This is a genomic window from Pseudomonas sp. NPDC088444, assembly GCF_044900175.1.
In the GTDB taxonomy this organism is placed as follows: Bacteria; Pseudomonadota; Gammaproteobacteria; order Pseudomonadales; family Pseudomonadaceae; genus Aquipseudomonas.
On the sequence record NZ_JBJDNK010000015.1, the window covers coordinates 88102 to 101105 of the forward strand.

A 13004-nucleotide genomic window follows, 5' to 3' on the forward strand; every position below is an offset into this window, starting at 1 on the left:
TTTTGGTATCAGCTACAAAGTTACTTATTAGACTTCTGTCGCTCTTGTCTGTTAGACCGCGCACGGGCATCACTGCGACTAGTTGTTCTCGGAATCAAGGAAGGGGCAAGTGGCCGTTGTGGGATGATGTGATTGCGCCTTGCAACGTACAACCTCAACTGCACTCACTCTAGAGGCTTGGGGAATAGAAAATGCCTTAGGTGAGGTAAGCAATGATACCCCGCCATGCCTCTTCCAACCGAGTGAATGTATCCGACGAAGATCACTCAACGCTCGCCGAGCAACACTACTATCGGTTCTGCGCGGACCTGGAACTTAGCGCTGATCCTTTTCCGGCAACCACCCCTCATTGATACGCTGAATCAAAAGCGTGTCGTTCCAGACGCCCCGAATAGGGAGTTTTCTTTCATCATCAGAGATCTGACCGACCTCCCAAGACTTTTCTCCGTCCCAAAACCACCACTTTTCCACCCGCCCTGTTCTTGGATCTACCATTCCGGTACGGAAAACAGGTTTTGTTTTGGAATGATCAGGCAAAGGATAATTACCAATTTTATCGATCACCCTGTTCTTCAGAGCTGCAGAGATAGGAAAAAAAACCCAAAAATTACTGGGACTCGGCACCAGAACATCAAAATCTGGTGAAGCGCTAAAAACTCCTGGTAGCACTCTGATCAGCGGGCCAAATGATGGCAACTTTTCAACATACTGAAAATAAGCCTTGCCAGCCTTAACCTCAATGGAAAAAACATCACCTCGCTTCAGCATCATTCAAACCCCGAAAATCGAATATTTTTCAAAAGTGCCACGCCTCTTTTCAATGACGCTGCATAAACCGGATTTCTTTTAGCAATACTATTTATCAGATTCAGCAATGTACCGCCATTTTTCCCTAAGCCATCGTATTCGATAAGCACCTGCTCAACAGCTCTCGCATCAGCCCGTGAAATGTTTTCTAGCCCTGCAATTGGATCAATCCCAATACCCTTCTAGCCGAGTGTGCGGCAGCTCGAGCCTCTAGGTTGTCCGTGATTCCCACATACTGGGTCACACCGTTTTCGTCTACCGAAACATACACTGACGTTTTACCAGCTTCTGGCAGAGCAGCTTCGATTTCCGCCTCAGATGCAGCCCCGCCTGACCCAGCTTCTCCAAGCTCAATTCCGGTACCAACATCAATAGAACCGCTCGTTGAACCGGCACCTGCGATAGCCGTCTCTTCGGCAGAGGTATTAAACACCGCAGAGAATCCTGGGAAATTTCGCGCCAGGAAATCGCTCAAACCAGCGGCGAGTTCCTCGGTCCATAAACCAGAAATCAGTCCCAAAAGTACCAAGGAACCTTTTGCCCTCGGATCCTCGGGAGTCTGCGATATTGGCAGAACCTCATCTCTCCCACGGATTTGTGGGGTCAAGATGGAACTGATCATTGTATTTTTCTGCAGCCCCTGCGATGAGGCTTCCCGTCTCGGAATTTCCCCCTGACACACCCGCCGCAATCAATCCAATGATCTGAGCAGTACCAATCTTCAACTGGCTGCCTGCAGCACTCCTGTCACTGGCATCGAATCGTGAACTGACGAAGTCGGCTAACAAGCCGTTTGCCAGCGGTGTGAGACCATCAGCGACACCACCTGCGATTGCGCCGCTGGCAAAGCTCTCACCGCGCGCCTGCGCAATCAGCCCACCCAATGCGGCGTGAAGGATCAGCTTTTCTGCCAATGCCGGAGCCACATCAAGACCTGCGGCTTTCAGATTCGCAGTGAGATCGCCGATGGCTTTGTTACCGATCGCAGCGCCGAGGTCTATTCCCTCTCCGACCAATGCTTGACCCAGATTAGAACTGAAGCTGCCGCCATTAATCGCAGTCGACACTCCACTGTCGATTAGCGCATGGGTACCGCTGCGCAGCAGCGTGTCGGCCCAGTTTTCAGGCTTCAGCATGCTGGAGGCATAACCAGGATTCTGAATGGGGCCCGTGGTCGGAACATTTGACCCACCATTGGCAGCTTCGCCCGCGCCGGAGAACCAGTTCTCGTCCGCGTAATCAATGAGCCCCGCTGTCACACCGGCGATGGCGGCGTTTTTCAGGCTGCTGCCACTCAAGGTGTCTTTGACGACCGCGCCGAGGTTCCCCTTGTTGGAAATCGCGCTGTTGATAGCAGTTGTAGAAAGGCTAACGGCCACCGCAGCCTGGGTCGTCGACAGTCCGAGACCTGCCGGTCCCATGACCATGGACAAGGCGATCGCGAGGATGATCTGAGCACCGGCACCCAGCCCGGAATGGCTGTACTTGAAGGAGTCATGCACCTCCTTGACCATCCGCCAGTCCACGTCGCCGCGCTTCTCGGCATCCTTCATCCATGCAAGGCCTGGGTCCGCCTTGACCATGGCATCAATGGCCTGGCTGACGGTCTGCTGATTGACTTGTTTAACGTCAATGTGCAGGCCGTCGACCGCGTTGATAACCAACTGCCCCTTGGCGGTTAGCTCGCTTTGGCGCAACGTTTCATCGGTTTTCCCCTTCCCTGACATGGACGTCCAGGAGAGGCTACTGCTGCTCTTTTCATGGCTCTCCTGGTGCAGATCCTTGACGCCCTCGAAGGTCACCGATCCGCCGCTATTGATGACCAGATCCTCTGCGCTGTTTAGCTTGGCGGCCTGGTAATGTTGATTGCCGCCGCTGGCAAGAACCAGGTCGCCACCCGAGCTGATTTCGCTGCTGATGTAGGTCGTCTGGGTGATTTCATCGCGTTTGGTTTTCTTGCTGCCGAAAGAGCCTTTGCTTTTCTTGTCGTACAGCGAGTAGTCGTTGTCCTGAGCGGCGAAGATCCCCAGTTTGTCACCGGCGGCCAGATAGGCCTCATCCCCCGCCGTGATTCGGCTGGAGATCAACGATAGGTTCTGGCCTGCGACCACCGCAATAGCGCCACCCGCGTTCAAATCACTGCCAACTTGATGAACGTGATCTTCCTGCACTGTCAGCTTCTTGCTCTTGGACAGGAAGTGGTCTTCGTTCGCTGCAGAAGCGATGGTTACGTCGCCTGCTGCCGCAATGGCAATGTCACGTTTGGCATCGATCTGCGTGGCAATGGCATTCACATCACGCCCCGCCTGCACCGACAGATCGCGGCCTGCGCTGAGGGTGGAAGTGGTCTGGGTGATGTCGCTGCTGGTGTGCTTGCTGTCCAACACCAGGCTGTTGACCACCTGGCTGGAAGCCGTGTTGACGTCACGTCCGGCATTCAGCGTCAGATCACGCCCGCTCTGCAGCGCACTGCCGATGTTGTTGATGTCCCGACCTGCGGACACGCTCAGGTCATTGGCCGCTTCAATGCGCGCAGCGTTGTCGGCGTAGTCTTTGTGCAGTTGGCCGCGTGTACTGCTGTCGAGCGAGGTGATGGTGCGTTCGTTGGTGACGTCGCCCCCGATGGCGGTCACGGTGACGTCGCGACCAGCGATGATGCCGCCCGCCTTGTTGGTAATGTCGTTGCCCGCCAGTGCATCCAGACGGTTGCCCGCCTGAATCACGCCGCTGTTGACCAGATCCTTGCCTGCCGTGGCCGACAGGTTGTTGGTGGCTTTGAGGGTGCCGACGTTGTCGAGGTTTTCGCCTGCGATGAGGGTGACGTCGTTGCCGGCGATCAGGGCGCCATTGGGCGCCAAGCGGTTGTCGGCCTGGGCCAGGTACAGCACGGGCACCAGCACTTTTTCGCCATTCACTTCGTGCTCTTCGAGCCAGACGATGTCGTGGGTCAGCGCAGCGACCTGCTGAGCGGTCAGCGACACGCCAACGGACAGATTGAGCGCGTCCTTGCTGGCGATGGCGTTGTTCATCAGATATTTGAACTGATCCTCGTTGGAGGTCTGTCCATCGATGAAGGCCTGGCCGGTGCGCGCGGTGATGGCTTGCTGAACGAGGCGTTGCTCGTAGAGGCCGTCGCCGAGGCGTTTCTGCGCCAGGTCAGGGTCGTAACCCAACGCCGAGAGCATGTAGTCCGAGCTCATGAACTGCTTGAGGTCGGTGAGCACGGGGTTGGTTTCGATGAGGTATTTGCCGGTGCTTGATTTGGCGAGCAAGCTAGCCAGAGCTTGAAACCCCACGATTTACACGCAGATCGACACCCTGCCTGGAGCGCAAAAACCTTTCTTTCACCAATGATGTCAGCGAATGGCTATACGATGCACGCTGACTTGCTGGGTTTCAGAGTTGAAGCAGATGACCCCAGCCACGAGTGTACCGGCGTCCCAAGTCTCTTGAATCTTTACAGCCTCAAACATTGTTGATGGGCTCATCTTGAGTTCATCAATCACAGCCTCTATCCAGGCTGGGGAATATTGTAAAACCCCCGCATCAGACGTGTTCAACTTAAAACCGCCGTCATCATCAAACACTTTCAATCCAAGCAAAAGCGTGACGGATGTCCCCGACATAGCAAAGGCTAGCTGATCTTTATCGTCATCTCCTCCATATCTACCGGGAAGAACCGTAGCCCTCTGACGAGCAACAATAGATTCAAACAGTTGACCCATCACATCTGTCATTTTACAAAACCTAATTAACAGTTATCATATGCCGTTCAGAAAGTCGTATTCTGGGCGATAAACGGCCAGCGGAGAAATAGGTATCCATGCAGCTGGGATGTAGGGTGATTGAACGTCAAGTTTGAAACCATGCCGCGCTGCAATTTTTGAGTACAACACTGCAAATGTAGAAATCAGGCCTAGAGAGTATCCACCTTCGTGCGCAGCTCTGGCTTTTATCATTTTCGACGAGACCAGATCAGCGATGACTTCCTCCATCCCTGCTTTGTTCCCCTCGGCAAGTGATTTGAAAAAATAGTTATCGATGAGATATCGTTTGGCATCGCCCTTCGGCGGATTTGATTCCAGGCGTTCACACCGAGATATAACAGATTCGAAATCACCCTTCACCGATAAGATGATCTGGTATGCCGTAAAGTCCGGAGTTGTAACGGATTCAATTCGCTTTGCGTCGCGGATCTCAGAAAAATTGCAAAACCATTTAGTTAATTCATCATTATCAGAGACTAAAATCTTTAAAAACTGAAGCCGATGAGTTAACAGCGGAAAAGGTCTGGTTTTCTGACTGGGCGCGCGTTTTTTGAGCCTCAAGCCGAGAGAGCGTCAGGAATAGACGCCTACTTCAGACCTTCCCTAAAGACTCAGAACCCTTACATATAATTCATCAGTACCCACAAAAGAGATGCCCCCTTGATTATCCAGCTCAACCAACCGCTCCATCACATAACCACTAGTTGCGATTGTTTCACTTGAAAACAATGAGAAAAACTTATCTTTCGACCACAAAATCATACCCTCATCAAAAAATCGCTCTAGGCCTCTGAAAGCAATCTCCCATTCATGTCTATTTTTCACGTTCATAAAGCACCTTTCCAGTATTTGTGTCAATCACTCTATTAACAAGGATTGGTTTTGTAGTAACTGCCGAGTTGCCCCGCCAGGCCCAAACTGTGGAAAATCCGTAGTAATAGGCTCAAGATAATCAGCTTTCCCCCATTGCCCATTAGGAATTTTAACGTCATCCAGTATTTGCTTGGTATCAAATTCAATTTTAATGGCGGCATCATGCGGAACCTGCAATTTACCAGCAGCCCCGGATTCAAGATTGTCAAAAGAAAAATAAGTGCCTCGCTCATTGGCGGGAATTTTTCCTGAGGAGATCAACTCTTGGAGGTATGGAGCATCAGAAGATACATACCTATACCCTGTTGATGGAATAGTTTCTCCAGATGCTCTCGTGTAAAAGTCTGGAAGAGCTTTACCACCGTTTCCACCAGTGTATCCAGTATCTGGAGCATCCGGCACATCCAAATTCCGACCCGCCACTTCCAGCTTCGCAAGCTTAGCCTCCAACGACTTCGCCTTGTACCCGGCAGCAGCAGTCTTGATCGCCGCGCTGCTGAGGTCAATTCCCATTCTCGACAGTTCTGCCGCTGCCTTGGCTGCATTGGTTTGGCCTCCCGCGAGCGCACTTACAAAGATCGAGACCGCAAGCCCCATGCTGAGGCCCAACTGCTCTGCATTCGCATCACCGCCTTGCTGCAGGGCGGTGCTGATTTGATCGAGTTGAGTCCCCAGCGATTCAGCAGCAGCACCCAGAATCTGCTGGCCCGTCGTGGTGGCCAGAAACTCCTTCATCGCCATGACGCTTTCAACAGGGTAAGCCGCCAACTGCGCAGCGCTGTCGAGCGAACTCAGTCCCGAGTCGGCAAGCCCCTGTCCCAAACCTGTGAGCAGTCCTTTACTGGTCAGGAAATCCTGTTTACCTGAGATGCCGATCCACTTGATGGCGACAGCCCATTTGTCGGCCATCGTCGGAGCAGCCGCATACTCTTTGTTCGCCTGAACGATCTGCTGGGTGGCGAGCCAGTTATTATCGACGTTCGCAGTCGCAGCGCCGCTAGCGGCTGCGGCTCCGCCTGGGTCGCTCATCGCTGCAATGCCTGTTACGAGGCTGGTGATGATATTGCGTTTGGCTTCACGCTCCTCATTTGTCTCGTCTGGGCTAGTTTCTTTGAACAGTCCTGCCAAAACACTCGCGGCGGCACCTCCCATTGCTCCAGCCGAGCACCCCTGGTTACTCGCTGCAGCCCCTGCACATCCCAAAATCGCATGCAGAGCAGTGTGAATGGGATCGCCTTCCTGGATTTCTCCCTTCGCGACAAGATCGCCGATGTACCCCGAACCTTGACCGCATGAACGATGTCAGCGAATGGCTATACGATGCACGCTGACTTGCTGAGTTGCTGAGTTGCTGAGTTGCTGAGTTTCAGAGTTGAGGCAAATCACGCCAGCCACAAGTGCTCCAGCTTCCAAGGCCTCTTCGATTTTTACAGCCTCAAACGTTGTAGACGAATCGGGTTTAAGTTGATCAATCACAACGCGAATCCAGGCGGATGAATACTGTAAATAGCCTGCATCAGACTTACCCAATCGAAAACCGCCGTTAGCATCCAACACTTTTAAACCGAGCAATAGCGTGATCGAATGGTCAGAAACAATAAAAGCTAGCCGATCTCCCCCCTCATCACCTCCATATCTGCCCGGAAGAACTGTAGCCCCCTGACGAGCTACGACAGACTCAAACAGCTGCCCCTTCAGAACTGTCATTTTGAAAGCCTTACGTAATTTCTATCGTTTGTCATTTCAAAAAAACATATTCCGGACGGTAGACGGCCAGCGGAGCAACAGGTATCCACTCAGCCGGAATGTAGGGTGACTGAACGTCAAGTTTGAAGCCATGCCGCGCTGCAATTTTTGAGTACAACACTGCAAATGTAGAAATCAAACCTTGAGAGTATCCACTCTCATGCACCGCTCTCGCCTTCATCATTTTAGGGGAAACCAATTCGGACACGACTTCCTCCATGCCCACTTTATTACCCTCAGCAAGCGATTTGAAAAAGTGGTTGTCGATGAGGTAGCGTTTGACATCACCCTTCGGCGGATTTGCCTCCAAGCGCTCACATCGGGACGTAACAGATTCAAAGTCTCCTTTAACGGATAAAATTATTTGATAAGCCGTGAAATCCGGACTGGTAACAGATTCAATTCGCTTAGCGTCGCGAATATCAGAGAAATCACAACACCAGCTTATCAACTCATCGTTGTCAGAAATCAAAACTTTCACATATTCAAGCGTTTTATGAAGCAGGCTCATCTTGTCATTTCGGCGCACAGATGCGTATCGCGTCAACAGCCCCCAGTTATAAAACCAATTTTTGGTGACATCAAGATCACCCAACTCAAACCATACTTGCATACCTTTGGCGTTAGCATGACGAGACAGTGTGCTTGCGCACCCGACGGCATCCCCCGTCCCGGTCTCGATATAATTAATACACCGCTGAATGTCAAACCCTCCATCCAGATGTGATTTTATATGTTCCAATCTGGCCAAAGACTCTTTAGTACTTAGCATTACCACTCCAAATTATTTCAACCGAGCAATGATCAATTGCCCAGTTTTTCTGTCCACCCCAGCCACACCTCTGATCAAGGCGCCCTTATCTAAACTTTCAAGCACTGCCGCATACGCCTCTGACGACTGATCCAAAGAGCCCATCACCTTCGTCACCCATGCTTCAGACATCTGCACCGCCCCATCACGTCCTTGGCTCAACCCCCCCCCCGTTTAGCTGCTTTGAATCAAGAATCACAACTTGACCATCTTTATTGATGTAAACATGATCAAAACCATTGTTACTGCCGTATTTCCCCCCCTCCAACGGCGTGAGCCCTTGTCGCGTAGCGACCGATTCTACAAGCTCCTCAGTCAATGTACCGTTGCTGTTCAACCCGCTCGCAATATTTTGCGCAAGGTTTTTCTCCGCATCAGTCAAATCAGTAATGGCGTATCCACTCTGATTCAGCTTCCCACCGCTGATGTATCCCGTTGCAGACGGTTCAATGGCCTGCAGATCGCCTACCGCAGAATCCCCGAATTAAACGTGACGGGCGGCTTCGTCGGCGGGTTGATGGGTTCTGGCAAGTCCAGATGGGTTGAGGTGTTCAACTCCAGCTTGGCGATGTTCTCGCTCGCTTCAATACCGCCTTTGGCCGCCAGCGAACCAAGTACCTTGCTGGACGCCTCAATGCCGATCTTGTCCAGAGAAACGCCAGCTTTCGCAACACCTCCCATCCCCCGTCACGATGCTACCGACGGTGTAGACGAGTAGCCCGATATCGCGTCCAAGCTGTATCGCTTGCTCGTCACCTCCGGTCTCCATCGCCAGCGTCATGCGATCAATACCAGCCTGAAGACTGTTCGCCGCCGCCGCGCCAATTGAGTTACGCACGTCTGGGTTAGACACCACCGATGCCAACCCCTTAAGCCCCTCGATAGGATGAGCCATGAATTGGGTCATCCCTTCCACGTCGTTCCAGCCACCCTCGGCAATACCTATACCGATGCTGGTTGTCGTCAAAAAGTCTTGGCGCGTCGAGATCGCTGACCATTTCGCGTAGATCTTGAGCTTGTCGATCCAGTTGTCGGCAGCAGCAACCTCCTTGTCCCTCTGGACCAACTGCTGAGTGGCCAGCCAGTTGTTATCGACGTTGGCGGTGCGGCATTCGACGCCGCAGCAGCGCCACTGGCATCGCTCATCGCAGCGATACCCGTCACAAGGCTTGTGATGATATTGCGCTTGGCTTCGCGCTCTTCTTGAGTCTCGTCAGGGCTCGTCTGAGAGAACAGGTTAGTGAGTAAACTGCTGGCCGCGCCCGCCAAGGCCCCCGATGAACAACTTTGCCTGCTCGCGGCTGCACCCGCACAGCCAAGTATCGCGTGTAGCGCCGCATGTACTGGATCACCTTCCTGGATCTCACCGTCGAGAACCAGTTTTCCGATGTAGGTTGAGCCCTGTTGCTGAACGTAGTTCACCACCATGTTCTGCGCGAACTGGCTTGTTGCGCCGCTTACGTTGCCAGAAAAATACCGGCGACCAACGCTGTAGCAATCTGACGGTATGTCCCACCCGCGCCCCAATCATTGGCGAGGTCTTTGACTTCCTGCTTCAGCGCGATGGCATTGTCACGGTGTGTCTGACCCATTTATTTGACGTCAATTAAAATGTATCAATTTGTGCATTTCCCGATACACGGCGGACTCAAATTGCCAGCAAGTCAACGATCGTTCGGTTGCCCGGAACGGCCATTTCGTGAAGGAGGTGAGGAAATCTATGTGACAGGAACATAGCGGGCGGCGAGAGCAACGCGCCCATAGGGGCCGTGCTTGCGCGTGTGGGCGTAGCCAAAAAGCGGCTCAACGCGGCTGAGGAACGCTTGCGCTCGAGCGAACTTCAGGTCCGAGCGGAACGTCAATGACGTCGAAAAAGCACTCACCGGGGCTTGGTTTCTTCCAAACCCGCGACGTGATTTTCTCCAGACGAAAAAAAACCCAAGAATTCGCACTTACGTGGACCTCTCGGGTTTTGAAGATGGTGGGTCGTGTAGGATTCGAACCTACGACCAATTGGTTAAAAGCCAACTGCTCTACCAACTGAGCTAACGACCCGCTTCGTGGTGGCGCGTATATTACTGATTTTTCTCAGTAATTCAACACCTCATTCTAAAAAAATTAAAAATAATGCGTTGGGTCAGGAATCCCCGCCGTGGCGAAGCCTTCTGCGCGCAGGCGGCAGCTGTCGCATTTGCGGCACGCGCGGCCTTGATCGTCGGCCTGATAGCAGGAAACGGTCAGCCCGTAATCGACACCCAGGCGCGTGCCTGTCTTGACGATATCGGCTTTGCTCATCATCTGCAGTGGGGCCTGGATGGTGAAACCCTGTCCTTCTACACCGGCTTTGGTCGCCAGGTTGGCCATGCGCTCGAACGATTCCACGAACTCAGGGCGGCAGTCCGGGTAGCCAGAATAATCGACTGCGTTGACGCCGATGAAGATGTCACGGGCACCCAACACTTCAGCCCAACCCAAGGCCAGCGAGAGGAAGACGGTGTTACGAGCAGGCACGTAGGTCACCGGAATGCCTTCACTTGGCGCTTCCGGTACGTCGATGCTGCTGTCGGTCAGGGCGGAGCCGCCGATGCCGTTCAGGTTCAGGCCAATCACTTTGTGCTCGATCACGCCAAGGTCCTTTGCCACACGCTCAGCGGCCTGAAGCTCGGCGCGATGACGTTGACCATAATCGAAGCTCATCGTGTAGCACGTGAAACCATCGGCTTTGGCCATCGCGACAACAGTGGCCGAATCCAGGCCACCGGACAGCAGGATTACCGCTTTTTTCTCAGTCATGTGTTTGCTCCTCTCAGCGTCCTGGCTCGTCGTCCCAGAGAATTTTGTGCAATTGCAGTTGCATTCTGACCGGCAGATTATCGGCCACGATCCAGTCCGCCAGGTCTCTGGGGCGCAGATCATGGGCAACCGGTGAGAACAGTACCTCACCCGCGCGGCGCTCAAGACCGTACTGGATCAGCTTGGAAACGGCCCAGTCGTAATCCTCGCGAGAGCAGATCACGAATTTGACCTGATCGTTCGGCGTCAACAGTTCGATATTTTCATATCGATTGCGCGCGACCTCTTTCGAACCGGGGGTCTTGAGGTCAACGACGCGGCTGACGCGCGGGTCAACTCTGGAGATGTCCAATGCGCCGCTGGTTTCGAGGGAAACCTCGTAACCAGCGTCACAGAGGCGCTCAAGCAACTTGATCACGTTAGGCTGCGCCAATGGCTCGCCGCCCGTGACGCAGACGTAGCGAGGGCGATAGCTGGCGACCTGATCCATGAGAGCATCAAGCGTGTGAGTTTTTCCGCCCGTGAAGGCGTATTCACTGTCGCAGTATCCACAACGCAGAGGGCAACCGGTGAGACGCACAAAAACGGTAGGCAAGCCTGCCGTGCGCGTTTCACCCTGCAAAGAGTAAAAAACTTCGGTGATGCGTAATGTGTCTTGCATAAGGGCCACGGGCGTAACGGCTAAACAGGCCATCCGCCTCCGTCAGGCACTTCTGTACACTCTGCCATCGCAGAATCCACAGAAGCGTAATCAATACCGGAATTTCGGGTGCGCGATTCTAACGAAAAAAGCCGCGCAACGCGCGGCTTTCTTGAATCATCGGTCAAGCTGTTGGGCGATCAGAGACGCTGAAGGTCACGCTGAGCCAGTTGCGCCGCCGATGTTCCCGGATACTGGGCAACGACTTGCTGCAAAATGCCTTTGACCTTGTCGGTATGACCGAGGCGGCGCTCGACATCAGCCAGCTTGTAGAGCGAATCAGGCACCTTGGCGTGTTTGGGGTACAACTGGCTGACTTTGGCGAAGGCCTGACCGGCACCTTGCAGGTCGCCTTTGGCCAGGTTCACCTCACCCAGCCAATACTGGGCGTTACCCGCGTACTGACTGTTTGGGTACTTGCGCAGAAATGCAGAGAACGCCTGGCTGGCCTTGTCGAAATCCTTGGCCTTGATCAAGTCGAAAGCAGCGTCGTAGTAGAGCTTCTCTTTCGCCGGATCACCGGGTTCGGTGCTGGTCTGCGGAGCCTGCCCGGCAGCAGCGCCAGCGGCAGGTGCTACAGGGGTTCCGCCGGCATTCACACCACCGTCGGAAGGGGAATTATTGGCAGCCGGTGCAGCAGGTGCGCCACCCGCTCCGATGCGAGAATCGAGATCCTTGTAACGATCCAGCGCTTCTTGCTTCATTTGCTGGATATCGTTCTGCTGGACTTCGACGATTCCACGCAAGCGCGAAATCTCTTCCTGCATTTGTTGCAACTGCATGAACAGCTGACCTTGCGCCGAAGGCTGGGCCGTAGCCCCGCCTCCGGCGTAGGCGCCTGCCGTACCATAACCCGATGGCGGATAACTGCTGCCAGCGGAGCCAGAGTTGTCATCGACCACAGGAACCGCACCCATCGCTGCGAGAGGAAGGGTGAGAGCCAAAACGGTTAAAGCACGGCGGCACGTTCGCATGTCAAATTACTTACGCAGTTCGACGCGACGGTTTTGAGCCCAGGATTGCTCGTCGTTGCCGGTAGCAACTGGACGCTCTTCACCGTAGGAAACCACTTCCAGTTGAGCTGGCGATACGCCTTGCAGAACCAGGTAGCGTTGAACGGCTTTCGCACGACGCTCGCCCAGTGCCTGGTTGTACTCACGGGTACCGCGTTCGTCAGTGTTACCTTCCAGAACAACGCGAGCGCCGTTAGCTTTCAGGTCCTTGGCGTGAACGTCCAGAGCGCGCATGGCTTCTGGCTTCAGGTCAGAACTGTCGTATTCGAAGTAGAAAGTGGTGATTGCGCGCAGAGCAGCTTCTTCGCTCAGCGAGCCATCAACGGCACCGGTGTTAGCGCCGTAACCAGCGTTTGGATCTACAGCAGCGCCTTGACCGGCATTGTCGCCGCCTTTGGACGAGCAACCTACAGCTACAGCCATGGCCAGAGCCAGCGCAGCAAATTTACCAAACTTCAGCATTTCCATCGTGAAACTCCTAATGAACCCCAGTG

The 13004-nt window shown here is 53.7% G+C and carries 14 protein-coding genes, 1 tRNA gene and 1 pseudogene; 1 reads left to right on the forward strand and 15 read right to left on the reverse strand.

Going from position 1 to position 13004, the window contains the following annotated elements; translation table 11 throughout:
• Positions 1–315: 315 nt before the first annotated feature.
• The 9 genes and pseudogenes from ACI2KB_RS25070 to ACI2KB_RS25110 form a co-directional block, all read right to left on the reverse strand.
• Positions 316–771 carry a hypothetical protein gene (locus ACI2KB_RS25070; protein WP_404639069.1) on the reverse strand — a complete coding sequence of 152 codons (456 nt, stop codon included), beginning with the start codon at positions 769–771 and terminating at the stop codon, positions 316–318.
• Between the two features lie 184 nt (positions 772–955).
• On the reverse strand, positions 956–1429 hold the full coding sequence (locus ACI2KB_RS25075; protein WP_404639071.1) for a hypothetical protein: 474 nt from the start codon (positions 1427–1429) through the stop codon (positions 956–958).
• Positions 1386–4079: pseudogene (locus ACI2KB_RS25080) on the reverse strand (DUF637 domain-containing protein); the annotation flags it as partial. The gene ACI2KB_RS25075 and the pseudogene ACI2KB_RS25080, both read right to left, overlap by 44 nt.
• Before the next feature lie 84 nt (positions 4080–4163).
• Positions 4164–4544: a hypothetical protein gene (locus tag ACI2KB_RS25085; RefSeq protein WP_404639073.1), complete on the reverse strand. Its 381-nt coding sequence runs from the start codon at positions 4542–4544 to the stop codon at positions 4164–4166.
• Between the two features lie 24 nt (positions 4545–4568).
• Positions 4569–5135 carry an Imm49 family immunity protein gene (locus tag ACI2KB_RS25090; RefSeq protein ID WP_404639075.1) on the reverse strand — a complete coding sequence of 189 codons (567 nt, stop codon included), beginning with the start codon at positions 5133–5135 and terminating at the stop codon, positions 4569–4571.
• Between the two features lie 42 nt (positions 5136–5177).
• Positions 5178–5405, reverse strand: a complete 228-nt coding sequence (locus ACI2KB_RS25095; protein ID WP_404639077.1) for a hypothetical protein — start codon at positions 5403–5405, stop codon at positions 5178–5180.
• Between the two features lie 27 nt (positions 5406–5432).
• Entirely contained in the window at positions 5433–6599 is a 1167-nt protein-coding gene (locus ACI2KB_RS25100; protein ID WP_404639079.1) for a hypothetical protein, read from the reverse strand.
• A gap of 150 nt (positions 6600–6749) precedes the next feature.
• A complete protein-coding gene (locus ACI2KB_RS25105) occupies positions 6750–7154 on the reverse strand; it encodes a hypothetical protein (protein WP_404639081.1) in 405 nt (134 codons plus the stop codon).
• A gap of 31 nt (positions 7155–7185) precedes the next feature.
• A complete protein-coding gene (locus ACI2KB_RS25110) occupies positions 7186–7965 on the reverse strand; it encodes an Imm49 family immunity protein (protein ID WP_404639083.1) in 780 nt (259 codons plus the stop codon).
• A gap of 241 nt (positions 7966–8206) precedes the next feature.
• On the opposite strand from ACI2KB_RS25110, the gene ACI2KB_RS25115 reads away from it, so the two are divergent.
• Complete coding sequence (locus ACI2KB_RS25115; RefSeq protein WP_404639085.1) at positions 8207–8722, forward strand: hypothetical protein; 516 nt, start codon at positions 8207–8209, stop codon at positions 8720–8722.
• Positions 8723–8967: 245 nt separating this feature from the next.
• Here the strand turns inward: ACI2KB_RS25115 and ACI2KB_RS25120 are convergent, their stop codons facing one another.
• The 6 genes from ACI2KB_RS25120 to pal all read right to left on the reverse strand — a co-directional run bounded on the left by ACI2KB_RS25120 (position 8968) and on the right by pal (position 12978).
• The gene (locus ACI2KB_RS25120; RefSeq protein WP_404639087.1) at positions 8968–9432 is read right to left on the reverse strand and encodes a hypothetical protein; all 465 of its coding nucleotides are present in this window, start codon (positions 9430–9432) and stop codon (positions 8968–8970) included.
• A gap of 551 nt (positions 9433–9983) precedes the next feature.
• A tRNA-Lys gene (locus ACI2KB_RS25125) sits at positions 9984–10059 on the reverse strand.
• A 63-nt stretch (positions 10060–10122) separates the two neighbouring features.
• A complete protein-coding gene (gene queC / locus ACI2KB_RS25130) occupies positions 10123–10797 on the reverse strand; it encodes a 7-cyano-7-deazaguanine synthase QueC (RefSeq protein WP_404639089.1) in 675 nt (224 codons plus the stop codon).
• A 13-nt stretch (positions 10798–10810) separates the two neighbouring features.
• Complete coding sequence (gene queE / locus ACI2KB_RS25135; protein ID WP_404639091.1) at positions 10811–11458, reverse strand: 7-carboxy-7-deazaguanine synthase QueE; 648 nt, start codon at positions 11456–11458, stop codon at positions 10811–10813.
• Between the two features lie 179 nt (positions 11459–11637).
• Positions 11638–12471, reverse strand: a complete 834-nt coding sequence (ybgF, locus tag ACI2KB_RS25140) for a tol-pal system protein YbgF (RefSeq protein ID WP_404639093.1) — start codon at positions 12469–12471, stop codon at positions 11638–11640.
• A 6-nt stretch (positions 12472–12477) separates the two neighbouring features.
• Complete coding sequence (gene pal / locus ACI2KB_RS25145) at positions 12478–12978, reverse strand: peptidoglycan-associated lipoprotein Pal (protein ID WP_404639151.1); 501 nt, start codon at positions 12976–12978, stop codon at positions 12478–12480.
• Positions 12979–13004 lie beyond the last annotated feature (26 nt).

What these genes read in the sequence shown, in the direction of transcription:
- queE (WP_404639091.1), bottom strand. Translation starts at nt 11,458, where the DNA reads ATGCAAGACACATTACGCATCACCGAAGTTTTTTACTCTTTGCAGGGT.
- queC (WP_404639089.1), bottom strand. Translation starts at nt 10,797, where the DNA reads ATGACTGAGAAAAAAGCGGTAATCCTGCTGTCCGGTGGCCTGGATTCG.
- ACI2KB_RS25075 (WP_404639071.1), bottom strand. Translation starts at nt 1,429, where the DNA reads ATGATCAGTTCCATCTTGACCCCACAAATCCGTGGGAGAGATGAGGTT.
- ybgF (WP_404639093.1), bottom strand. Translation starts at nt 12,471, where the DNA reads ATGCGAACGTGCCGCCGTGCTTTAACCGTTTTGGCTCTCACCCTTCCT.
- ACI2KB_RS25120 (WP_404639087.1), bottom strand. Translation starts at nt 9,432, where the DNA reads ATGGTGGTGAACTACGTTCAGCAACAGGGCTCAACCTACATCGGAAAA.
- ACI2KB_RS25085 (WP_404639073.1), bottom strand. Translation starts at nt 4,544, where the DNA reads ATGACAGATGTGATGGGTCAACTGTTTGAATCTATTGTTGCTCGTCAG.
- ACI2KB_RS25110 (WP_404639083.1), bottom strand. Translation starts at nt 7,965, where the DNA reads ATGCTAAGTACTAAAGAGTCTTTGGCCAGATTGGAACATATAAAATCA.
- ACI2KB_RS25070 (WP_404639069.1), bottom strand. Translation starts at nt 771, where the DNA reads ATGATGCTGAAGCGAGGTGATGTTTTTTCCATTGAGGTTAAGGCTGGC.
- pal (WP_404639151.1), bottom strand. Translation starts at nt 12,978, where the DNA reads ATGGAAATGCTGAAGTTTGGTAAATTTGCTGCGCTGGCTCTGGCCATG.
- ACI2KB_RS25100 (WP_404639079.1), bottom strand. Translation starts at nt 6,599, where the DNA reads ATGGGAGGTGCCGCCGCGAGTGTTTTGGCAGGACTGTTCAAAGAAACT.
- ACI2KB_RS25095 (WP_404639077.1), bottom strand. Translation starts at nt 5,405, where the DNA reads ATGAACGTGAAAAATAGACATGAATGGGAGATTGCTTTCAGAGGCCTA.
- ACI2KB_RS25105 (WP_404639081.1), bottom strand. Translation starts at nt 7,154, where the DNA reads ATGACAGTTCTGAAGGGGCAGCTGTTTGAGTCTGTCGTAGCTCGTCAG.